This is a genomic window from Marinobacterium ramblicola (assembly GCF_019084545.1).
Classification (GTDB): domain Bacteria; phylum Pseudomonadota; class Gammaproteobacteria; order Pseudomonadales; family Balneatricaceae; genus Marinobacterium_D; species Marinobacterium_D ramblicola.
In genome coordinates, this window is the sequence record NZ_JAHREP010000009.1 from 146,177 (window position 1) to 166,775 (window position 20,599).

The window sequence follows — 20,599 nt, forward strand, 5'->3', positions numbered from 1 at the left end:
CATGAATACCCCCTATATCGATATTCAGCTGCCCGATGCAGCCGAGGCGCGCCGCCGGGTCAGGCAATTCCACCGTAAACGCTTTGTCTTCGCCGCGGCGCTAATCGTTTTGGCGCTGCTCAGCGGTGCGATTCTCTATATCTGGATCAAGGAGGGCAAGAGTTCCGAGCTCAGGGCTCAGCATGAGGAGCAGATCACCCTGGCCACCATCGCGATCAATCGAGAACTCAACGACATTCGGAACACGCTACGCTTGCTCTCCACCGACAGCGATATTCTAGACAGCCTGTCGGTATTCAATCCGCCGGACAAAACACGCATTGGCGCTGTCTTTAGCCAGTATGGTCGGTCACTGGATCACCTGTTGCAACTGCGCTGGCTCGACGATACCGGTCAGGAGAAGGTGCGGGTAAACATCGAGCACGGCATAGCACGGGAAGTGCCGGAAAGTGCGCTTCAGGATAAAAAAGACCGCTACTACTTCAAAAGCGCCATGCAGGTGCTACCGCCGGAACTCTATATATCCCCCTTCGACCTGAATTCAGAAAACGGCACGATCCAGAAACCTTTTCAGCCCGTGGTGCGTATCGGAGTGCAGACCACCCGAAGTTACGGCATGCACCCAGGGCTGCTGCTGATCAATTATGACCTCTCTCATCTGATTTACGAGCTTAGAGCCCTGAGCACCGCAGAGATGGATATGATACTAGCCAGCAGCCACGGGGACTGGATCGTACACCCCAATGCAGCACTAGAGTGGGGGGAGGTGTTAGGCAAGTCTCAGAACAGCGTCAGGAATACCGATCCATCGCTTTTCAACCATATCGATAGTGAAGAAAATCGGGTCATGCAGCCCTATAGAGGCCAGTTGATCAGTTACCGTCAGATACAGCTCTCTCCCACTGCATCAGAAAAGCTCTATGTGATCGCAAGCACCCCCGCCCAGGTGGTCAACAAAATCGAATTTGCAGCACTACTGCCCTCGATACTGACGGCGCTTGGGATCCTGCTGATTGGCGGTCGTATCCTGTTAAGAGACTTCGCACTTCAGCGCAACCTTCACTCGCTGACCGAAACCCTCGAGCACGAAAAATATGAACTGAAGCTCCTGAACACCGAACTGGACGGCTCTCTGACCAGGCAACGATTGCTGCAGAACGAGCTGGTCGAGTCACGCAAGCTCTCGTCGTTGGGGATGATGGTTGCCGGCGTGGCGCACGAACTCAACACCCCGATCGGTGGTGCCCTGATATCGGCCTCCAGCCTGAGAGGCCAGCACGGCTCACTGCAACATGCGCTCGAATCCGGTCTCACCCGTCAGGCGCTCGACAGCTACATGGGCAGCACCGCCGAGGGCCTTGAGCTGGTCGAAAAAAACCTGACCAAGGCCGCGGAGCTGGTGAAAAGCTTCAAACGTCTTGCGCTTGATCGCTCCAATGAAGAGGAGATCGTCGAGTTCGAGCTGGACCAGGTGGTCATCGACCTGCTGCGCTCTCTGACCCCCAAACTCAAAAACTCGGGCACCCAGATCATCAACCGTATCGATAGCGGGTTGGCCATGAGCGGCTATCCCGGTGTGGTATCGCAGATTCTGCAAAACCTGATAATCAATGCGATCACCTACGGAACCGAAGGTATGCACAGCGGTGAAGTGATATTGGAAGCCACGCGGCAGAATGGCTGGATCCAGTTATCGGTTACCGACAACGGCAAAGGCATTGCGCCGGAGTTGAGAGACAAACTGTTCGATCCGTTTGTGACCAGCGGCCGCGGACGCGGCCATACCGGGCTAGGCCTCCATCTGGTTCATCAGTGGGTCACGCGGCTGATGCATGGCCGCATCAACGCGGAATCGCCCGATACCGGAGGCGCGCGTTTCATCATCCAGTTGCCGGAAAAAGTCAGCAAGACAAGCACTGACCATGCCCAAGGCGGTTAAAGCGCTGCAACCGATGAATGCAAGGAATACCACCCGACATAAGAATTAACGACTACAGGGGTAAACAATCATGATCTCCAGATCGAATCTACAGCGAAGCCTTCAAGCTGTAACACTTGTAGGCGCACTATTCATTGGTTCGCCCGTGTCGGCGGCATCCGATTACATCCGTCTCGATGCCTATCTGGAAGAACACCCGGAGCAACAGCCTATCGCGACCCATTTCGCCGACATAGTGCGAAATCAGGCGATACCGATTACAAAGCCCCCTACCCGGCCGATAAAGATCGCTATCGTCTATCCAGGCCTGCAGGCCTCCGATTACTGGCGCCGAAGCCAAAGCTCCTTTGAACAGCGCCTGCACAGCCTGGGTATACCGTTTGAGCTCAAGTCCTTCTTTTCGCACCCGTCGGTGGAAACCGGATTACAGAGCCAACAGCTGGCCCAGGCGCTGGACTGGAAACCGGACTATCTGGCGTTCACGCTGGATGTGGCGCCCCAAGGCCGGATGATCGAACGCATATTGGCGAAGGGAACGCCCAAGCTGATTCTGCAGAATATCACCACCCCGCTGGTACGCTGGCATGAGCATCAGCCCTTTCTTTATGTCGGCTTCGATCACGCGACGGGAACGCAGTTGATAGCCGACTGGATGCTCAACCGAATCGATTACCGGGGAAAATATCTTCTGCTCTACTTCTCACCGGGATATGTCAGTCAGATGCGAGGCGATACCTTTGCAGCAGAAGCGGCGAAATACCCCAATATTGAGCAGGTCGGTGCCTTTTATACCGACGGCAATCAGGAACGAGCCTATCAGGCTACGCGTAAAACCCTGGGAGCCCACCCCGATCTCAAAATGATCTATGCCTGCTCCACCGATGTCGCCCTGGGAGCCCTGCGCGCCCTGCGTGAAATGGACCGCACCGATGTTCTGCTCAATGGTTGGGGGGGCGGCGATGCGGAGCTGATCGAGCTGCAGCAAAAAGGGCTGGATGTGACCGTGATGCGCATCAACGACGACAACGGCATCGCGATGGCCGAGGCGATCAAACTGGATCTGGCCGGGCAACCCCAGCAGGTTCCCCAAGTCTTTTCCGGTGATATCAAGCTGCTGGATAGCGAGATGTCGGCAGCACAATTAGAGCAGTTGAAACAACAGGCTTTTCGTCTTAGCGGCATGCCTTCTGCGGCTCAGTGAGTATCGGGCTTTAATCTGTTGGCCGAACCCCGCGGCACGACCAACAGCCCGTCCATCAGCTAACCCACCCTATGAGTTAACCCGCTCTATGAGTTAACCCGCTCTATGAGTTAACCAAAGTTACGCTTGATCAACCGCTGCAGCTCGCCGACGATGCCGTTGCGGAACAGCAGCACGCAGATGATAAAGATGACTCCCATGATGATGCTGACGTAGTTGCCCAGCTCGCCACCGGACAGATAGTTCTGAATCGTCACCACCACACCGGCACCGACCAAGGGACCTGCGATGGTGCCCATGCCGCCAAGCAGCGTCATCAACACCACCTCACCGGACAGGTGCCAGTGCACATCGTTAAGCGAGGCAAGCTGGAACACAAGCGTCTTGGTCGAGCCCGCCAACCCCGCCAGCGCCGCCGAGATCACGAATGCAACCCACTTGTACTGAGTGACGTTGTAACCAAGGGAGATCGCCCGCGGTTCGTTCTCGCGGATCGCCTTCAGGATCTGCCCGAACGGCGAGTGCACGGTGCGGAACACCAGCCAGAAGCCGAACAGGAAGATCGCGTACACCACATAGTAGAGGTAGGTGTTGTTGGTCAGGTCGATCAGGCCGAACAGGAAACCGCGCGGTACACCCTGCAGACCATCCTCACCGCCGGTAAACGGCGCCTGCAGGTAGACAAAGAACAGCAGCTGCGCCAGCGCCAGGGTGACCATGGCGAAGTAGATCCCCTCACGCTTCACCGCCAGCTTGCCGTACACGGCACCGACCACACCTGCGGCCAGTGTGCCGCACAGGATACCCAGCTCAGGGGTAATCCCCGTGTTGATCATCAGGTAGCCGGTGACATAACCGCCGGTACCGAGAAATGCGGCATGGCCGAACGAGAGCAGACCGGTGAAGCCGAGCAGCAGGTTGAACGCGCAGGCGAACAGCGCGAAGCAGAGCACCTTCATCAGGAACACCGGGTAGATCACCAGCGGTGCCAGCAGGCCAAGCAGGACCAGCAGTGCGATTCTGGGTTTTGTCATTGTCATGATTACGCCTCCTTACCGAACAGGCCGGCGGGCTTGAGCAGCAGCACGATCACCATCACGGCAAAAATCACCGTGGTGGAGGCTTCCGGGTAGAAGTATTTGGTCAGCCCCTCGATGATGCCCATGCCGAGGCCGGTCAGGATGGCGCCACCGATGGAGCCCATGCCACCGATGACGACAATGGCGAACACCACGATCAGCATGTTGGAGCCCATATCCGGCGAGACCGAGTAGACCGGTGCCGCCATCACCCCGGCAAAGCCCGCCAGGCCGACGCCGAAACCGAAGGTCAGGGTCACGATCAACGGCACGTTGATTCCGAACGCCTGCAGCATGGCCGGGTTCTCGGTACCGGCGCGCAGATAGGCGCCGAGCCGGGTCTTTTCGATCATGTACCAGGTCAGGCTGCAGACCACCACCGAGGCGACGATAATCCAGGCGCGATAATCGGGCAGGTACATGAACGGCAGTTTGGTACCGCCCTTCAACGCATCGGGAATGGAGTAGGGCTGACCGGAGGCACCGTAGATCTGGGTGAACAGGCCCTGCAGCACCAGCGCGATACCGAAGGTCAGCAGCAGGCTGTAGAGGTGATCCTCGCCGGCGATCGGCCGCAACAGAAAGCGCTCCACCAGCACGCCAGCAAACCCCACCACCAGCGGTACCAGAATCAGCGCCGCCCAGTAGTTGATGCCGAAATAGTTCAGCGCCATCCAGGCCGCGAATGCGCCGAGCATATACATCGCGCCCTGGGCGAAATTGATGATCTTCAACAAACCGAAGATGATCGCCAGCCCGAGACTGAGCAAGGCGTAAAAGGAGCCGTTGATCAGTCCGACCAGCAGTTGGCCGAACAGGCCAAACAGATTGATGCCGAGAAATGTTGCCATATCCCACTACCCGCTTTTCTTATTCGAATGTGGCCGCAAAGGCCTTTTGCGAACTCAGGCGCCGATCGGGGAACCGACCGGCACCGTCGTTCTGAGACATCAAGTTCCGCTTATTTGAAGTCGCACTCGGCCAGCATCGGGCCGAAGGCTTCCTCGCCGGAAATCACGTTTTCAATGGCAAAGATATCGTCCGGATTCTGGCGCTCATCGGCGCGCTTGATCCGCACCTGGTACATGTCGTGAACCATGCGGCCATCGTTACGCAGCGTCGCGTTGCGAGCGAAGAAGTCGTCCGGCTTCATCTCCTTCATCTTGCGAATAACAACGTCGGAGTCGTCGGTACCGGCGGCTTCCACCGCTTTCAGGTAGTGCATGGTCATCGAGTAAGCACCCGCCTGCCCCATCGCCGGAATCGCGCCATGACGCTCCTTGAAGCGCTTGGACCACTCGCGGGTCTGTTCGTCCATATCCCAGTAGAAACCGGTGGTCAGCTTCATGCCGCCGGCGATCTCCGGATCCAGCGCCTGGGCGTTGGAGGTAAATACCAGCAGGCCGGCCACTTCGGCAGACTGGGTCAGGCCGAACTCGGCGGCGGTCTTCAGCGAGTTGGTGAAGTCGGTGCCGGCATTGGCCAGTGCGATCACGTCGGCGCCCGAGCTCTGTGCCTGCAGCACGTAGGAGGAGAAGTCGGTGGTACCCAGCGGCGCGCGCACGGCCCCCAGCACCTCGCCACCGCTGGAGTTAACCACCTCGGTGGCGACGCTCTCCAGGGCATGACCGAACGCATAGTCGGCGGTGATGAAGAACCAGCGCCACTTGCCGGCTCCGACCATCGGTTTCACGGTACCGTTAGCCAGTGCCACCACGTTATAGGTCCACTGCACGTTGTAGGGTGAGCAGGCCTTCGTGGTGAAAGCATGCGAGGCGGAGGTGGAGATCAGCGCGATCTTCTTCGCGTCTGTCAGCACCTGAGCCACCGCACCGGTCACGGAGCTGGCCACCAGGCCGGTGACAGTGTCCACCTGCTCGTTGTCGATCCACTTACGCACGATGCTGGAGCCCACATCCGGCTTGTTCTGATCGTCGGCGCTGACGATCTCGATCGGCTTGCCAAGCACGGTGCCGCCGAAATCCTCGACCGCCATCTGCACGGCGGTAACACAACCCTCACCGCAGATATCGGCGTATACGCCGCCCATATCCGCCAGCACGCCGATCTTCACCTTGTCGTCGGAGATACCGGCGGCCTGGGCTGCCGATACGGTCATTGCTGCTGCGATACCGGTGCAGAGCAGGGTTTTCTTGATTGCTTTCATCCTTTCGCCTCCATGAGGTTTTTATTGTTATTGCGCTTTTAATGGCACTTAAAATTGCACTTAAGGGGGTGGAGCACTAACGGGTAGAGCAAAGTAACCGGGCTTAAACGCCCAGATAGGTGTTGAGCATGTCGGCCCGGGCTTCGAGCTCATGCGCCCCGACCTCCTCTACGATGTGACCATGCTCCATGACGTAGTGCCGATCGGCGATCGGCGCCGCGAAACGGAAGTTCTGCTCAACCAGGAGGATGGTCAGCCCGCGCTGCTTCAGCTTCTGCAGTACCTCGCCAAGCTTCTTCACGATCACCGGGGCCAGGCCTTCGGTGATCTCGTCGAGCAGCAGGATATTGGCGCCGGAGCGCAGGATGCGGGCCAGGGCCAGCATCTGCTGTTCGCCGCCGGATAGGCGGGTGCCCTGGCTGTAGCGGCGCTCGTACAGGTTGGGGAACATGTCGTAGATCTCCTCTACGCTCATGCCGTCGCTGCGCACCGCCGGCGGCAGCATCAGGTTCTCCTCCACATTGAGGCTGGAGAAGATGGCGCGCTCCTCGGGGCAGTAGCCGATGCCGAGGTGGGCGATGCGATGGGAGGCCATGCCGATGGTCTGGCGCCCGTTGATATTGATTGTGCCGCTGCGGCGGCCCACCATGTTCATGATCGCGCGCAGCGTGGTGGAACGACCGGCGCCATTGCGCCCGAGCAGCGTCACCAGTTCGCCCTGCTTCACGTTCAGGTCGATGCCGTGCAGGATGTGCGACTCGCCGTAGAAAGCGTGCAGGTCGCTGATACGGATCTTTTCGCCGTAGGTACTCATGCTGTTGCCCTCTCCTGCTGTTCAACCTCGCCGGAGGCACCAACGGGCTCGCCACCCTCCTCCTCCTCATCGGCGGCAACACCGAGATAGGCCTCTTTTACCCGCGGGTCGGCAGACACGGTGTCGTAGTCGCCCTCGGTCAACACCGCACCGCGTTGCAGCACGGTGATGCGATCGGCCAGGCGGGACACCACATGCAGGTTGTGCTCGACCATCAGGATGGTGCGGTTGGCCGAGACCTTCTTGATCAGCGCCGCGACCACGTCCACATCCTCGTGGCCCATTCCCTGGGTCGGTTCGTCGAGCAGCATCAGCTCGGGATCCAGCGCCAGCGTAGTAGCAATCTCCAGCGCGCGCTTGCGACCGTAGGAGAGATCGACGGTGGTGGTTTTGGCGAACTCGCGCAGCCCAACCTGATCCAGCAACTCAAGCGCTTTCTCATTCAGCGGCTCCAGCACCTTTTCCGAGCGCCAGAAGTGGAAGCTGTTGGATTCCTTGCGCTGCAACGCGATGCGCACGTTCTCCAGCACTGTCAGATGGGGAAACACTGCCGAGATCTGGAACGAGCGGATCAGGCCAAGACGGGCCACAGAGGCCGGCTTCATCGCCGTGATATCGCGGCCGTTATAGAGGATCCGACCGCTGGTCGGACTGAGAAACTTGGTCAGCAGGTTGAACACCGTGGTCTTGCCCGCCCCGTTGGGGCCGATCAAGGCGTGAATGCTGCCGCGCTCGATATTGAGACTGACGTTGTCAACGGCGGTAAAGCCCTTGAACTCCTTAACCAGATCAGTGGTTTGCAGTACGTAGTCGGTACTCATGTCGTAATCGAAACCCGTGTTCTTATTGTTATTTTCACCAGGCATAACCGCCCTGGACGTCGCTTACGTCAACGTAAGCTCGGAACCGAACTTAACAACCCCAAATACGCAGGTACCAGTACGACTTTAGTCTAATTCAAGGCTTTTTGTGCCCAAAAAACAGATTCAAACTATTAAATATCAATGACTTAACTTCAAATGTAACCAATGGTTTCAAATAAGGGTATATACTTATTTCCGCTTTACGTTAACGTAAACTTCCTCTAGCCTGAATAGAAAGCGCAAAGGAACAAACGGGACCATGGCAGAGAAACAGAGAAGCTATTCCATCAGCGAGCTGGCCAGCGAGTTCGATGTCACCACACGTAGCATCCGCTTCTATGAAGACCAGGGGCTACTGCATCCGACACGTCGCGGCCAAACGCGGATCTACAGCCGCCAGGACCGGGTGCGGATGAAGCTGATCCTGCGCGGCAAGCGGCTGGGATTCTCCCTGGCCGAGATCCGCGACCTGTTTTCGCTCTGGGACGAGACCCCCAGCGGCAGTCAAAAGCAGCTCAATCTGCTGATGGAAATCATTCACCAGAAACGCGCCGAGCTTGATCAGCAGTTGAAAGATATCGCGATGGTGCAACTGGAACTGGACAACGCAGAGCGCCGCTGCCGCGATGCTTTGGACGAGTTACGCACACAAAAACAAAAAGCCAGCTAAGTGAACCGAATGCAGCAGATCGCAGGCTGACATTCGGTTTCAACAGCAACATAGACAGGTAGAAAGAGATGATTTCAGAGTTCACCAGCCTCAACTTCGGCCTCGGCGAAACCCTCGATATGCTGCGCGAGCAGATCAACACCTTTGCCAGCCGCGAAATTGCCCCGCGTGCCGAGCAGATCGACCGAGACAACCTGTTCCCGGCCGATCTGTGGCGCAAGTTCGGCGACATGGGCCTGCTCGGCATCACCGTGAAGGAGGAGTACGGCGGCGTCGACATGGGTTACCTGGCCCACGTCATCGCGATGGAGGAGATCAGCCGCGCCTCGGCCTCGGTGGGCCTCTCCTACGGTGCCCACTCCAACCTCTGCGTGAACCAGATCCACCGCAACGGCACCGAAGAGCAGAAGCAGAAATACCTGCCCAAGCTGATCAGCGGCGAGCATATCGGCGCGCTGGCGATGTCCGAGCCCAACGCCGGCTCCGACGTGGTATCGATGAAACTGCACGCCCGTGACAACGGCGATCACTACCTGCTCAACGGCAACAAGATGTGGATCACCAACGGCCCCGACGCCGACACCTACGTGATCTACGCCAAGACCGATATCCACGCCGGTCCCCGCGGCATCACCGCCTTTATCGTCGAGCGCGACTTCCCCGGCTTCTCCCGTCATCAGAAGCTGGACAAGCTCGGCATGCGCGGCTCCAACACCTGTGAGCTGGTGTTCGAGGATTGCCCGGTGCCGAAAGAGAACATCCTCGGTGAACTGAACGGCGGCGTTCGCGTGCTGATGAGCGGACTCGACTACGAGCGTCTGGTGCTGTCCGGCGGCCCGCTGGGGATCATGCAGGCGGCGATGGATATCGTCGTGCCCTACTGCCGCGACCGCCAGCAGTTCGGCAAGGCGATCGGCGAGTTCGAACTGGTCCAGGGCAAGCTGGCCGACATGTACACGCTGCTGAACGCGTCCAAGTCCTATATCTACACCGTCTCCCGTGCCGCCGAGCGTGGCGAGACCAGCCGCAAGGATTGCGCCGGCGCCATCCTCTACTCGGCAGAGAACGCCACCAAACTGGCTCTGGATGCGATTCAGCTGCTCGGCGGTAACGGTTACATCAACGAGTTTCCGACAGGACGTCTGCTGCGCGATGCCAAGTTGTACGAGATCGGTGCCGGTACCTCGGAGATCCGCCGTATGCTGATCGGACGCGAGCTGTTCCTGAATAACTAAGTCTCGAATAGCTAAGTACTGAACAGCTAACCACTGAAGAACTAAGCCGGGCGCACCCAACCGCCCGGCCTGCACAAAAACAATAAGTATTGGAGAACGCTATGCCCGTTCTGCACACCAAGATCAATGCGCGCAGCGACGAGTTCCTCCGCAACGACGCCTCCATGCGCGAGGCGGTTGCGGACCTGCGTGACAAGGTCGCTACCGTCGAACTCGGCGGCGGCCCCGACTACCAGCAGCGTCATCTGGCCCGCGGCAAGCTGCTGCCCCGCGAACGTATCAACGCCCTGCTCGACGAAGGCTCGCCCTTCCTAGAGCTGTCCCAGTTGGCCGCCTTCGATGTCTATGAAGACAACGTACCGGCCGCCGGCATCATCACCGGCATCGGCCGGGTCAGCGGAGTCGAGTGCATGATCGTCGCCAACGACGCCACCGTGAAGGGCGGCACCTACTACCCGCTGACGGCGAAAAAACATCTGCGTGCGCAGGAGATCGCCGAGCGCAACCACCTGCCCTGCATCTACCTGGTGGACTCCGGCGGTGCCAACCTGCCGCGTCAAGATGAGGTGTTCCCGGACCGGGATCACTTCGGCCGCATCTTCTACAACCAGGCGCGCATGTCCGCCCAGGGGATCCCGCAGATCGCCGTGGTGATGGGGCTGTGCACCGCCGGGGGCGCCTATGTCCCGGCGATGGCCGACGAATCGATCATCGTGCGCAACCAGGGCACCATTTTCCTGGCCGGTCCGCCGCTGGTGAAAGCGGCCACCGGTGAAGAGGTTTCCGCCGAGGATCTCGGCGGCGCCGATGTGCACTGCCGCACCTCCGGCGTGGCCGACCACTACGCCGAGAACGACGCCCATGCACTGCAGATCGCCCGCAGCTGCATCGCCAACCTGAACAAGCGCAAGAATCCGCAGCTCGACCTGCGCGAACCCGTCGCCCCGCTCTACCCGGCCGAGGAGTTGTACGGTGTGGTCGGTACCGACCTGAAGAAGCCCTACGATGCCCGCGAGGTGATCGCGCGACTCGTCGACGGCTCCGAATTCGACGAGTTCAAGAAGCTCTACGGCACCACACTGGTAACAGGTTTCGCCCATATCTACGGCTACCCGGTCGGCATCATCGCCAACAACGGCATCCTGTTCGGCGATTCGGCGCAGAAAGGCGCGCACTTCGTCGAGCTCTGCTGCCAGCGCAATATCCCGCTGCTATTCCTGCAGAACATCACCGGCTTCATGGTCGGTCAGAAAGCGGAATCCGAGGGGATCGCCAAGCACGGCGCCAAGATGGTCACCGCCGTCGCTTGCGCCAACGTGCCTAAACTGACCGTGCTGATTGGCGGCTCTTTCGGTGCCGGCAACTACGGCATGTGCGGCCGCGCCTACAGCCCCAATTTCCTGTGGATGTGGCCCAACGCCCGGATCTCGGTCATGGGTGGCGAACAGGCGGCAGGAGTACTGGCCACCGTGCGCCGCGACGGCCTGGAACGCCAGGGCAAGAGCTGGTCCGCCGAGGAGGAAGCCCAGTTCAAGAAGCCGATCATCGAGACCTACGAGCACCAGGGCCACCCCTACTACGCCTCCGCACGCTTGTGGGACGACGGTGTCATCGACCCGGCGCAGACCCGCGAAGTGGTGGCGATGGGCCTGTCCGCGGCACTCAACGCACCGCAGCGCGAGACACGCTTTGGCGTGTTCCGTATGTAAGGAGGGCTTCAGATGACTGCACAGTATGTAGAACTGACCCGCGACGCTCAGGGCGTCGCCTGGCTGACGCTGAACCGCCCCGAGGTGCACAACGCCTTCGACGACACCATGATCGCGCAGATCATCGATGCCCTCGAAACCACCGACCGTGATCCAACGGTACGTGCACTGGTACTGCGCGCCAACGGTAAGAATTTCTCCGCCGGGGCCGATCTGGCCTGGATGAAGCGGATGGCGCAGAACAGTCATCAGCAGAACCTGGAGGATGCCGGCGAGCTGGCACGGCTGATGGAGCGGTTGAACAACCACTCCAAGCCGACGCTGGCACTGGTGCAGGGTGCAGCCTACGGCGGCGCCGTGGGCCTCGCCGCCTGCTGCGATATCGTCATCGCCACCCGAGAATCGCGCTTCTGCCTGTCCGAAGTGAAGATCGGCCTGATCCCGGCCGTGATCAGCCCCTATGTGGTACGCGCCATCGGCGAGCGTCAGGCTAGGCGCTACTTCATCAGCGCCGAGCCGTTCGACGCGGCCACCGCCCAGCAGTTCGGCCTGGTACATGAACTGGCCGACAGCGCGGAGCAGCTTGGTGAGATTGCGAACAACATGCTCGCCCAACTGCGTCGCAACAGCCCGCAAGGGATCACCGAGGCCAAGAAGTTGATCCAGGCGGTCAGCCAGAAACCGATCGACCAGACCGTGATCGACGACACCGCCCGGCGCATCGCCGATATCCGCTCGAGCGCCGAGGGCCAGGAGGGGCTGAGCGCCTTCCTGAACAAGCGTCAGCCCAACTGGGTCGAGGAATAAGCATCATGTTTAACAAGATTCTGATCGCTAACCGTGGCGAGATTGCGTGCCGCGTTATCAAGACCGCACACCGCCTCGGTATCAAGTGCGTCGCGGTCTACTCCGAAGCGGACCGCAACGCCCGCCATGTGGCGATGGCCGATGAGGCCTACCTGCTCGGCCCGGCGCCGAGCAGCGAAAGTTACCTGCGCGCCGAGCGCATTATCGAGATCTGCAAGGAGTCCGGCGCCCAGGCGGTCCACCCCGGCTACGGCTTCCTGTCCGAGAACACCGAATTCGCCAACGCCTGCGAGCGCAACGGCATCGTGTTTATCGGCCCGCCCTCCAGCGCCATCGCCGCCATGGGCTCCAAGTCCGCCGCCAAGGCGATCATGGAGAGCGCCGGTGTACCGCTGGTGCCGGGCTACCACGGCAACGACCAGTCACCGGAAACACTGAAGAAAGAGGCGGAAAAATGCGGCTTCCCGCTGCTGCTGAAAGCGGTCGCCGGTGGCGGCGGCAAGGGGATGCGCGTGGTCGAGTCGCTGAAACAGTTCGACGAGGCGCTGACCTCCGCCTGCCGCGAGGCGAAAAACGCCTTCGGCAACCCGGATATGCTGATCGAGAAGTACCTGACCCAGCCGCGCCACGTGGAGATCCAGGTGTTCTGCGACAGCCAGGGCAACGGCGTCTACCTGGCCGAGCGTGACTGCTCGGTGCAGCGCCGCCACCAGAAGGTGATCGAGGAAGCCCCGGCACCAGGCCTGCCCGAACATACTCGCCGCGCCATGGGCGAAGCCGCCGTACGTGCGGCGCAGGCGATCGACTATGTCGGCGCCGGTACCGTGGAGTTCCTGTATGACGTGGACGGCTCCTTCTACTTCATGGAGATGAACACCCGCCTGCAGGTGGAGCATCCGGTCACCGAGATGATCACCGGCCTCGACCTGGTTGAATGGCAGCTGCGCGTCGCCGATGGCGAAGCACTTCCGCTGAAGCAGGATCAGATCAAGATCCGCGGCCACGCCCTGGAAGCGCGTATCTACGCCGAGGATCCGGACCAGGATTTCCTGCCCGCCACCGGCACCCTGCGCTACCTGCGTACCCCGGATGAGAACGCCCATGTGCGCGTCGATACCGGTGTCATCGAGGGTGACGAGGTCAGCGTCTACTACGACCCGATGATCGCCAAGCTGATCGTCTGGGACGATAACCGTGAAGCGGCGATCAACCGCATGGTGCAGGCGCTGGAGCAGTACCGTATCGGCGGTCTGAAGACCAACACCCGCTTCCTGCACCGGCTGGCCGATGCCGCCCCGTTCCGCGAGGCGCAGCTGGATACCGGCTTTATCGAGCGCCACCGCGAGCTGCTGTTCGCGCCGGGCCGTCTCGATCAGGACCGCTGTCTGGTCAGCGCCGCCGCCTGGTTCCTGGAACTGGCGCGCAAGGGAGACCGCATCCGCGGCGACGAGCACTCCCCCTTCTCCGCCCAGAACGGCTGGCGGCTGAACTCCGAGTACGCCCGTCCGCTGAAACTGGTGGTCGGTGAGACCATCCATCAGCTCAGCGTGCGTGAGCTGCAGGAGGCGTACGAGATCACCCTGGACGGTGCCAGCCACCGTGTCAGCGCCCGGCTCGACAGGGATGCGCTGAACCTGGTGGTGGACGGCCACCGGCTGACGCTGCACGGCTACCAGGATGGCGACAACCTGACGCTGTTCCACGAGGGCGACCAGTTCACCTGTCGCCAGCATCGCGATACCTTTCTTCAAACATCGGCCGAGTCCGATCAGGGCGGCTCGCTGTCGGCACCGATGAACGGCGCCGTGGTCGCGGTACTGGTCAGCAAGGGACAGCAGGTCGAGGCCGGCGAGACCCTGGTGATCATGGAAGCGATGAAGATGGAGCACAGCATCCATGCGCCTCATGACGGTTGCGTCAGCGATATCTTCTTCACCGAGGGCGAACTGGTCAAAGAGGGAGATGCGCTGATCGCACTCTCCTCCGAAGATGAGGAGGCCGCCTGATGACATTCCCGCAACAGGTACGCCTGGTCGAGGTCGGCCCGCGCGACGGCCTGCAGAATGAGCCGGGCGCGGTGATCGCCACCGCGATCAAGGTGGAACTGATCCAGCGCCTGGCCGACGCCGGTCTGCACCATATCGAAGCCGCCAGCTTCGTATCGCCGAAATGGGTGCCGCAGATGGCCGATGGCGCCGAGGTGATGGCGGGCATCGACCGCCGCCCCGGCGTGATCTACAGCGCGCTGACGCCCAACCTCAAGGGGCTGGAGGCGGCGCTGGCCGCCAAGGTATCGGAAGTCGCCGTGTTCACGGCCGCTTCCGAGGCGTTCACGCAGAAGAACATCAACTGCTCCATCGCCGAGAGTCTGGAGCGCTTCGCCCCCCTGATCGAGCGCGCCCGCGATGCGGGCGTGCCGGTGCGCGGCTACGTCTCCACCGTGCTCGGCTGCCCCTACACCGGTGAAATTGAGCCGATCCAGGTCGCCAGCGTCTGCCGCGATCTGTACCAGCTCGGCTGCTACGAGATCTCGCTCGGCGACACCATCGGCGTGGGCACGCCGCTGAAGGCTAAACGGATGCTGGACGCGGTCGCGCAGGAGGTGCCGATCGGCAACCTGGCCGCCCACTTCCACGACACCTACGGCCAGGCGCTGGCCAACCTCTATGCCGTGCTTGAAGAGGGCGTAGCGGTGATCGACTCCTCCGTCTCCGGTCTCGGTGGCTGCCCCTATGCCAGGGGCGCCTCCGGCAACGTGGCCACCGAGGATGTGCTCTACCTGCTCAACGGACTTGGCATCGACACCGGTGTCGATCTGGAGAAGCTGGTCGCCACCAGCTGCTGGATCAGCGAACAGCTGGGACGGCCACCCGCCTCCCGGGTCGCACAGGCACTGGGGTGCATTAGCTAGGCAGCGCAAACAACTGGATTGAACCTGAAAACCTCCACCATCAAGGGGAATCGCATGTACACCCAACCGGACCATATTACGGCACTGGACCTGCCGATCCCGGAGCAGGATCGTCTGCCCGAGGCGTTTCAGAAGTACTTCTCGATCTGCGAAGAGAAGCTGGGCATGGTGCCCAATGTACTCAAGGCTTACAGTCAGAACCCAGCGCAACTCGATGTTTTCTCTAAGCTTTATAACGAACTGATGTTCGGCGAGAGCGGCCTGTCGACGCTGGAGAGGGAGATGATCGCGGTCGCCGTCTCCTCCAGCAACCGCTGCTACTACTGCCAGGTCGCCCATGGCGCCGCGGTACGTGAATACTCCGAATCGCCCCAGCTCGGCGAGATGATCGTCATGAACTACCGCACCGCCGAGCTTTCACCACGCCACCGCGCCATGCTCGATTTTGCCGTCAAGCTGACCGAAACCCCGGACCGGATCCTGGAAGCTGACCGACAGGCGCTGCGCGATGCCGGGTTCAGCGACAGGGATATCTGGGATATCGCCAACATCGTCGGCTTCTACAACATGACCAACCGTGTCGCCAGCGCCGTGGATATGCAGCCTAATCCCCAGTATCACGCGCTACATAGATAACAGGTGCGCAACCCGGACCGAGACAACAAAAATAAACGACTCTTTGGGAATACACAGATGACTACGCAGCCCCAAAAGCTCCCAAGCTACACCAGCGGTACCAGCACCAAGCCCCTGATCGGCATGACAATCGGCGACAAGTTCGACCAGATCGCGGCGACCTACCCCGACAACGAAGCTCTGATCGTACGCCACCAGCAGATCCGCCTGACCTACGCCGAACTGAAAGCTCAGGTCGACAACGTCGCCCGTGCCCTGCTCGCGATCGGCGTACGCCGTGGCGATCGCGTCGGCATGTGGTCGCCGAACAACGCCCAATGGCTGATGACCCAGATCGCCACCGCCAAGGTGGGCGCCATCCTGGTCAACATCAACCCCGCCTACCGCCTGCACGAACTGGAGTACGCCCTGAACCAGTCGGAAGCGCGCTTCCTGGTCACCGCCGACAGCTTCAAGAGCTCCAACTACACCGAGATGCTGCAGACCCTGGCACCGGAACTGGCGCACAGCGAGCCCGGCCATCTGGAGTCACGCAACCTGCCGCACCTGCAGGGGATCATCAACCTGTCGGAAACCGCCTACCCCGGTATGTGGCGCTGGAACGACTTCGTTGAGCGCGCCGACGAGATCGACGCCGGTCAGCTGGCCGACGCTCAGCGCGAGCTGCAGTTCGACGACGCCATCAATATCCAGTACACCTCCGGCACCACCGGCTTCCCCAAGGGCGCCACCCTCTCCCACCACAACATCCTCAACAACGGCTTCTTCGTCGCCGAGTCGATGGGCTTCACTCATAAGGACCGTCTGGTGATTCCGGTGCCGCTCTACCACTGCTTCGGCATGGTGATGGGCAACCTGGGCTGCATCACCCATGGCGCGACGATGATCTACCCCGGCGAAGGTTTCGATCCCGGCGCGGTGCTGGAGACGGTGGCCGAAGAGCGCGCCACGGCGCTGTACGGCGTGCCGACCATGTTCATCGCCGAACTGGACCACCCCGACTTTGAACAGTATGACCTGTCCAGCCTGCGCACCGGCATCATGGCAGGCTCCATCTGCCCGGCCGAGGTGATGAAAGCGGTCAACTCGAAGATGCATATGCAGGAGGTGCAGATCGCCTACGGCATGACCGAGACCAGCCCGGTATCGACCCAGACCGCCGCCGACGACCCGTTCGACAAGCGTGTCACCACCGTCGGCCGCACCCAGCCCCACCTGGAGTCCAAGATCATCGACCCAGCCACCGGCTACATCCTGCCCCGCGGCGAGATCGGCGAGCTGTGCACCCGCGGCTACAGCGTGATGCTGAAGTACTGGAACAACGACGACGCCACCCACAGCGCCATCGACGATGCTGGCTGGATGCACACCGGCGACCTGGCCACCATGGATGACGAGGGTTACGTGCAGATCGTCGGCCGCATCAAGGATATGGTGATCCGCGGCGGCGAAAACGTCTATCCGAAAGAGGTCGAGGAGTTCCTCTACACCCACCCGTCGATCTCCGACGTGCAGGTCACCGGCGTGCCGGACAAGAAGTATGGCGAAGAGCTGATCGCCTGGATCAAGCTGAAACCGGGCATCAACGAGGTCGACCCCGAAGAGCTGCGCGCATTCTGCAAGGGCCAGATCACCCACTTCAAGATCCCGCGCTACTTCAAGTTCGTCGAGGAGTTCCCGATGACCGTGACCGGCAAGATCCAGAAGTTCAAGATGCGGCAGATCTCGATCGAGGAGCTGGGGTTGGATAAGGAGTAAGATTCAGCCCGCGATCCCCAAAACGCCGGCTTCAATTGCCGGCGTTTTGGCTTTATCAGGTGTCGGTTTAAAACTCTTACCAGGCTAACGCGAAGCTATGAGGCAATTATCGAATCGCATTCATCCACTGGGGTTTCCATCCCCTCACGAATAGACTCTCGCATACCCGGTACGGAAAGCAGGTAAAGCGTTTCCTGAATTGCCGACCAGTCCTCTTCGGAAACCAAAACGGCTTTGTTCCGCTTACCCATGATGACGATTGGCTGGTGGGACTCGGCAGTCTCATCAATCAACCGATATAGGTTGCTATGCACCTCGGTCTCTGTGATTCCGGTCATGACGCACCTCTTACGTGTTCAACTTTTCACCAATGTACGCCTTTATGTACTTACTTCAAAACGGACGTTCCGCATCATACTTTCGGTCCAGTGCAACTTGTTGGGCGATGCTGTGTCGCTTGGGCATAGGTCACAATATGGAACGAAAACATCTAGTCGTGATTAAACGCAGGGCCACAGCTTCGCCCAAGACATGGAATGCCCATAACCGTGAACTCGACAGCCAGCACACCGCCCTCCTTTCTCGACGGATATTAGCAACTCTCCAGAATATAGCTGCGAAGCTGCCGCTCCTCTCTCATTACGTAGAGGATTAACACGCGATCGTCATCTTCACGGTAAAAAATGCGACAGGGAGGCACTATCACCTCCCTGTAGATCGAATTGGGCAATTCGGGAGGAACACGCCCGGATTGCGGAAAATCTCTCAGCCGTTCGGTTTTGTCGAAAACTGCCTCGACCAGCTTACGAGCGGCGGCGCGGTTATCGAGTGCAATATACTCAGCAATGGCGTCCAGTTCCTGAAGAGCCGGTTCCGTCCAGACTACTTCAGCCATTTACTCATCTTCTCCCTGGCTTCATTTTGGCTGTACGTTCTTCCCTCAACGACAGCTCGCTCTCCTCGGGAGAGCCCCTCAAGCAGCTCTAGTCGACGCTGCATAAACTCATAATCCTGCACATCAACGAGATAAGCGGATGGCTGACCATGCTCGGTGATCAACACCGGTTCTTTTGACACGTGCAGCTCCGCCAAGATCTTTGTCGCCTGCCGCTTAAGGTTGGTAACAAGCTCGACTTTCATCGGTTCACCCTGAAAGGAAACTAAAGTGACACTATAGTAGCACTTCTCGCGCACGGAAATCACAGCCAAGGCAGTCTGAGGATGATGAGGAGATGCACGCAGTCGGAACACGATCCGCCTCCAGGGGCCTTATAGAAGGGGTCTACTGTTCGTGGCGAACTCGGTACACTAGCGCCGTCTCGATTTATTGTAAGCGGTGCTTGTTCATGAGTTTTTCCACCCTGGGTCTTCACACGGATCTGCTGGCTGTCCTCGATACGCTTGGATATCACACGCCAACGCCGATTCAACAAGCGGCAATCCCCGAAGTCCTGGCCGGTCACGATCTCATGGCGGGGGCGCAAACCGGTACGGGTAAAACGGCCGCGTTTGCCTTGCCTTTGATTCAACGTCACCTCGTTCGAGAAACATCTGAGAAAGCGATCCGTGTGTTGGTGCTGACGCCAACGCGGGAGCTGGCTCAACAAGTTCACCAAAGCTTCGTCAAATACAGCCAAGGCTTGGGTATCAACTCAGTCGTGGCTTACGGGGGCGCGAGTATTAACCCGCAGATCGATGCGTTAAACCAAGGCTGTGATCTGCTCGTGGCGACACCGGGCCGTTTGCTGGAACTTGCCATCAAAGAGCTGATCGACCTGAGCACGGTCGAGACACTTGTGCTCGACGAGGCGGATCGCATGTTGGATATGGGCTTTATTGTCGATATCGAGCGCATCCTGAAACGCCTGCCTGAATCGCGCCAAACGCTGTTCTTCTCCGCAACCTTCAACGATGAAGTGTTTGCCCTGAGCAAAACCATTTTAAAGCAACCGAAACTGATCGAAGTCGCCGAACGCAATGCAACGGCAGCGAAAATTGAGCAACGCTTTTACGAAGTCGACAAGAAACGCAAAGCGGGTTTGGTGGCGTACCTGATCGGCTCCAAAAATTGGCAACAGGTGCTTATCTTCACGCGTACCAAACAAGCGGTGGATGAGCTTGCCAAAGAGCTTGAGAAAGATGGCATCAGTGCGGCGGCGGTACATGGCGACAGATCCCAAGGCGCTCGCGATCGCGGCCTGGAAGAGTTCAAAACCGGCCAGGTGCGTGCGCTTGTCGCCACCGATGTGGCCGCGCGCGGGCTGGACATCGAGCAACTGCAATACGTGATCAATTATGAGCTTCCCTACAACGCCGAAGACTATATTCACCGTATTGGTCGAACAGGCCGTGCAGGTCAAGCGGGCCTGGCCGTCTCGCTGGTCTCGAACAAAGAGAAATACCTACTTCAAGACGTAGAAAAACTCACGGGCGAACATTTTATCCTGCAGTGGATGGAAGGCTTCGAGCCGAATCCAATGGCGCAAGACGAGGCGAGCAGCACTAAGCGTAAACCGTCCAAGAAAAACCTACGTGCTAAAGCGCTTGGGCAGAACGGTAGCAACAAAGCTAAAACAGGAAGACCGCGTCGTCGCTAGGTTTTTGTCGAAGTATTTGAAGAATAGTAAGTCTCTGGGGTCAAGTCTCTGGGGTCAGAGTCAAATTATAAGTCTCTGGGGTCAGAGTCAAATTATAAAACTTTGCTCTTAAAACTTTACTCTGACCCCGATTATTCACCGTCCTGCATCCGTCTGGCCAGTAGGCTCCGAAGATGATCATGGGACAGATTTTCGAAGAATTTCCGAATATCC

19 protein-coding genes are annotated in these 20,599 nt (G+C 59.5%); 11 read left to right on the forward strand and 8 right to left on the reverse strand.

Features of this window, described 5'->3' with window-relative positions; genetic code table 11:
* The first annotated feature begins 1 nt into the window (after position 1).
* Both KQ940_RS08965 and KQ940_RS08970 read left to right on the forward strand, forming a co-directional pair.
* Positions 2 to 1,939, forward strand: a complete 1,938-nt coding sequence (locus KQ940_RS08965) for a sensor histidine kinase (RefSeq protein ID WP_217413143.1) — start codon at positions 2 to 4, stop codon at positions 1,937 to 1,939.
* 145 nt (positions 1,940 to 2,084) lie between these two features.
* A complete protein-coding gene (locus KQ940_RS08970; protein WP_217413144.1) occupies positions 2,085 to 3,140 on the forward strand; it encodes a substrate-binding domain-containing protein in 1,056 nt (351 codons plus the stop codon).
* A 110-nt stretch (positions 3,141 to 3,250) separates the two neighbouring features.
* Here the strand turns inward: KQ940_RS08970 and KQ940_RS08975 are convergent, their stop codons facing one another.
* The 5 genes from KQ940_RS08975 to KQ940_RS08995 all read right to left on the reverse strand — a co-directional run bounded on the left by KQ940_RS08975 (position 3,251) and on the right by KQ940_RS08995 (position 8,021).
* The gene (locus tag KQ940_RS08975; protein WP_217413145.1) at positions 3,251 to 4,180 is read right to left on the reverse strand and encodes a branched-chain amino acid ABC transporter permease; all 930 of its coding nucleotides are present in this window, start codon (positions 4,178 to 4,180) and stop codon (positions 3,251 to 3,253) included.
* A 2-nt stretch (positions 4,181 to 4,182) separates the two neighbouring features.
* A complete protein-coding gene (locus KQ940_RS08980) occupies positions 4,183 to 5,070 on the reverse strand; it encodes a branched-chain amino acid ABC transporter permease (protein ID WP_217413146.1) in 888 nt (295 codons plus the stop codon).
* 110 nt (positions 5,071 to 5,180) lie between these two features.
* Positions 5,181 to 6,386: an ABC transporter substrate-binding protein gene (locus tag KQ940_RS08985; RefSeq protein WP_217413148.1), complete on the reverse strand. Its 1,206-nt coding sequence runs from the start codon at positions 6,384 to 6,386 to the stop codon at positions 5,181 to 5,183.
* A gap of 103 nt (positions 6,387 to 6,489) precedes the next feature.
* Positions 6,490 to 7,200 (reverse strand): ABC transporter ATP-binding protein, encoded by a 711-nt coding sequence (locus KQ940_RS08990; RefSeq protein ID WP_217413149.1) that lies wholly within the window; start codon positions 7,198 to 7,200, stop codon positions 6,490 to 6,492.
* On the reverse strand, positions 7,197 to 8,021 hold the full coding sequence (locus KQ940_RS08995) for an ABC transporter ATP-binding protein (protein ID WP_217413150.1): 825 nt from the start codon (positions 8,019 to 8,021) through the stop codon (positions 7,197 to 7,199). Before KQ940_RS08995 ends, KQ940_RS08990 begins: the two co-directional genes overlap by 4 nt.
* Before the next feature lie 301 nt (positions 8,022 to 8,322).
* On the opposite strand from KQ940_RS08995, the gene KQ940_RS09000 reads away from it, so the two are divergent.
* The 8 genes from KQ940_RS09000 to KQ940_RS09035 all read left to right on the forward strand — a co-directional run bounded on the left by KQ940_RS09000 (position 8,323) and on the right by KQ940_RS09035 (position 17,789).
* The gene (locus KQ940_RS09000) at positions 8,323 to 8,733 is read left to right on the forward strand and encodes a MerR family transcriptional regulator (RefSeq protein ID WP_217413151.1); all 411 of its coding nucleotides are present in this window, start codon (positions 8,323 to 8,325) and stop codon (positions 8,731 to 8,733) included.
* A gap of 68 nt (positions 8,734 to 8,801) precedes the next feature.
* The gene (locus tag KQ940_RS09005; RefSeq protein WP_217413152.1) at positions 8,802 to 9,968 is read left to right on the forward strand and encodes an isovaleryl-CoA dehydrogenase; all 1,167 of its coding nucleotides are present in this window, start codon (positions 8,802 to 8,804) and stop codon (positions 9,966 to 9,968) included.
* Between the two features lie 101 nt (positions 9,969 to 10,069).
* Entirely contained in the window at positions 10,070 to 11,677 is a 1,608-nt protein-coding gene (locus KQ940_RS09010) for a carboxyl transferase domain-containing protein (RefSeq protein ID WP_217413154.1), read from the forward strand.
* A 12-nt stretch (positions 11,678 to 11,689) separates the two neighbouring features.
* On the forward strand, positions 11,690 to 12,484 hold the full coding sequence (locus tag KQ940_RS09015; RefSeq protein ID WP_217413155.1) for an enoyl-CoA hydratase/isomerase family protein: 795 nt from the start codon (positions 11,690 to 11,692) through the stop codon (positions 12,482 to 12,484).
* 5 nt (positions 12,485 to 12,489) lie between these two features.
* The gene (locus KQ940_RS09020) at positions 12,490 to 14,490 is read left to right on the forward strand and encodes an acetyl-CoA carboxylase biotin carboxylase subunit (protein WP_217413157.1); all 2,001 of its coding nucleotides are present in this window, start codon (positions 12,490 to 12,492) and stop codon (positions 14,488 to 14,490) included.
* Positions 14,490 to 15,395, forward strand: a complete 906-nt coding sequence (locus KQ940_RS09025; RefSeq protein WP_217413159.1) for a hydroxymethylglutaryl-CoA lyase — start codon at positions 14,490 to 14,492, stop codon at positions 15,393 to 15,395. Before KQ940_RS09020 ends, KQ940_RS09025 begins: the two co-directional genes overlap by 1 nt.
* 54 nt (positions 15,396 to 15,449) lie before the next feature.
* Entirely contained in the window at positions 15,450 to 16,031 is a 582-nt protein-coding gene (locus KQ940_RS09030; protein WP_217413160.1) for a peroxidase-related enzyme, read from the forward strand.
* A 57-nt stretch (positions 16,032 to 16,088) separates the two neighbouring features.
* Positions 16,089 to 17,789 carry an AMP-binding protein gene (locus KQ940_RS09035; protein WP_217413161.1) on the forward strand — a complete coding sequence of 567 codons (1,701 nt, stop codon included), beginning with the start codon at positions 16,089 to 16,091 and terminating at the stop codon, positions 17,787 to 17,789.
* A gap of 95 nt (positions 17,790 to 17,884) precedes the next feature.
* Here KQ940_RS09035 and KQ940_RS09040 read toward each other — a convergent pair whose 3' ends face one another.
* The 3 genes from KQ940_RS09040 to KQ940_RS09050 all read right to left on the reverse strand — a co-directional run bounded on the left by KQ940_RS09040 (position 17,885) and on the right by KQ940_RS09050 (position 18,929).
* Positions 17,885 to 18,127, reverse strand: coding sequence for a type II toxin-antitoxin system Phd/YefM family antitoxin (locus KQ940_RS09040; RefSeq protein ID WP_217413162.1), 243 nt, complete (start codon positions 18,125 to 18,127; stop codon positions 17,885 to 17,887).
* A gap of 254 nt (positions 18,128 to 18,381) precedes the next feature.
* Positions 18,382 to 18,684: a type II toxin-antitoxin system RelE/ParE family toxin gene (locus tag KQ940_RS09045; protein ID WP_217413164.1), complete on the reverse strand. Its 303-nt coding sequence runs from the start codon at positions 18,682 to 18,684 to the stop codon at positions 18,382 to 18,384.
* Entirely contained in the window at positions 18,672 to 18,929 is a 258-nt protein-coding gene (locus KQ940_RS09050) for a type II toxin-antitoxin system Phd/YefM family antitoxin (RefSeq protein ID WP_217413166.1), read from the reverse strand. Before KQ940_RS09050 ends, KQ940_RS09045 begins: the two co-directional genes overlap by 13 nt.
* 206 nt (positions 18,930 to 19,135) lie before the next feature.
* Here KQ940_RS09050 and KQ940_RS09055 point away from each other — a divergent pair, with 206 nt between their 5' ends.
* On the forward strand, positions 19,136 to 20,386 hold the full coding sequence (locus KQ940_RS09055; protein ID WP_217413167.1) for a DEAD/DEAH box helicase: 1,251 nt from the start codon (positions 19,136 to 19,138) through the stop codon (positions 20,384 to 20,386).
* The last annotated feature ends 213 nt before the right edge of the window (positions 20,387 to 20,599 follow it).

Bases quoted from the DNA above. Each gene is read 5' to 3' on its own strand.
- KQ940_RS08965 (WP_217413143.1), top strand. From the start codon at position 2: ATGAATACCCCCTATATCGATATTCAGCTGCCCGATGCAGCCGAGGCG.
- KQ940_RS08975 (WP_217413145.1), bottom strand. From the start codon at position 4,180: ATGACAATGACAAAACCCAGAATCGCACTGCTGGTCCTGCTTGGCCTG.
- KQ940_RS08980 (WP_217413146.1), bottom strand. From the start codon at position 5,070: ATGGCAACATTTCTCGGCATCAATCTGTTTGGCCTGTTCGGCCAACTG.
- KQ940_RS08985 (WP_217413148.1), bottom strand. From the start codon at position 6,386: ATGAAAGCAATCAAGAAAACCCTGCTCTGCACCGGTATCGCAGCAGCA.
- KQ940_RS08990 (WP_217413149.1), bottom strand. From the start codon at position 7,200: ATGAGTACCTACGGCGAAAAGATCCGTATCAGCGACCTGCACGCTTTC.
- KQ940_RS08995 (WP_217413150.1), bottom strand. From the start codon at position 8,021: ATGAGTACCGACTACGTACTGCAAACCACTGATCTGGTTAAGGAGTTC.
- KQ940_RS09000 (WP_217413151.1), top strand. From the start codon at position 8,323: ATGGCAGAGAAACAGAGAAGCTATTCCATCAGCGAGCTGGCCAGCGAG.
- KQ940_RS09005 (WP_217413152.1), top strand. From the start codon at position 8,802: ATGATTTCAGAGTTCACCAGCCTCAACTTCGGCCTCGGCGAAACCCTC.
- KQ940_RS09010 (WP_217413154.1), top strand. From the start codon at position 10,070: ATGCCCGTTCTGCACACCAAGATCAATGCGCGCAGCGACGAGTTCCTC.
- KQ940_RS09015 (WP_217413155.1), top strand. From the start codon at position 11,690: ATGACTGCACAGTATGTAGAACTGACCCGCGACGCTCAGGGCGTCGCC.
- KQ940_RS09020 (WP_217413157.1), top strand. From the start codon at position 12,490: ATGTTTAACAAGATTCTGATCGCTAACCGTGGCGAGATTGCGTGCCGC.
- KQ940_RS09025 (WP_217413159.1), top strand. From the start codon at position 14,490: ATGACATTCCCGCAACAGGTACGCCTGGTCGAGGTCGGCCCGCGCGAC.
- KQ940_RS09030 (WP_217413160.1), top strand. From the start codon at position 15,450: ATGTACACCCAACCGGACCATATTACGGCACTGGACCTGCCGATCCCG.
- KQ940_RS09035 (WP_217413161.1), top strand. From the start codon at position 16,089: ATGACTACGCAGCCCCAAAAGCTCCCAAGCTACACCAGCGGTACCAGC.
- KQ940_RS09040 (WP_217413162.1), bottom strand. From the start codon at position 18,127: ATGACCGGAATCACAGAGACCGAGGTGCATAGCAACCTATATCGGTTG.
- KQ940_RS09045 (WP_217413164.1), bottom strand. From the start codon at position 18,684: ATGGCTGAAGTAGTCTGGACGGAACCGGCTCTTCAGGAACTGGACGCC.
- KQ940_RS09050 (WP_217413166.1), bottom strand. From the start codon at position 18,929: ATGAAAGTCGAGCTTGTTACCAACCTTAAGCGGCAGGCGACAAAGATC.
- KQ940_RS09055 (WP_217413167.1), top strand. From the start codon at position 19,136: ATGAGTTTTTCCACCCTGGGTCTTCACACGGATCTGCTGGCTGTCCTC.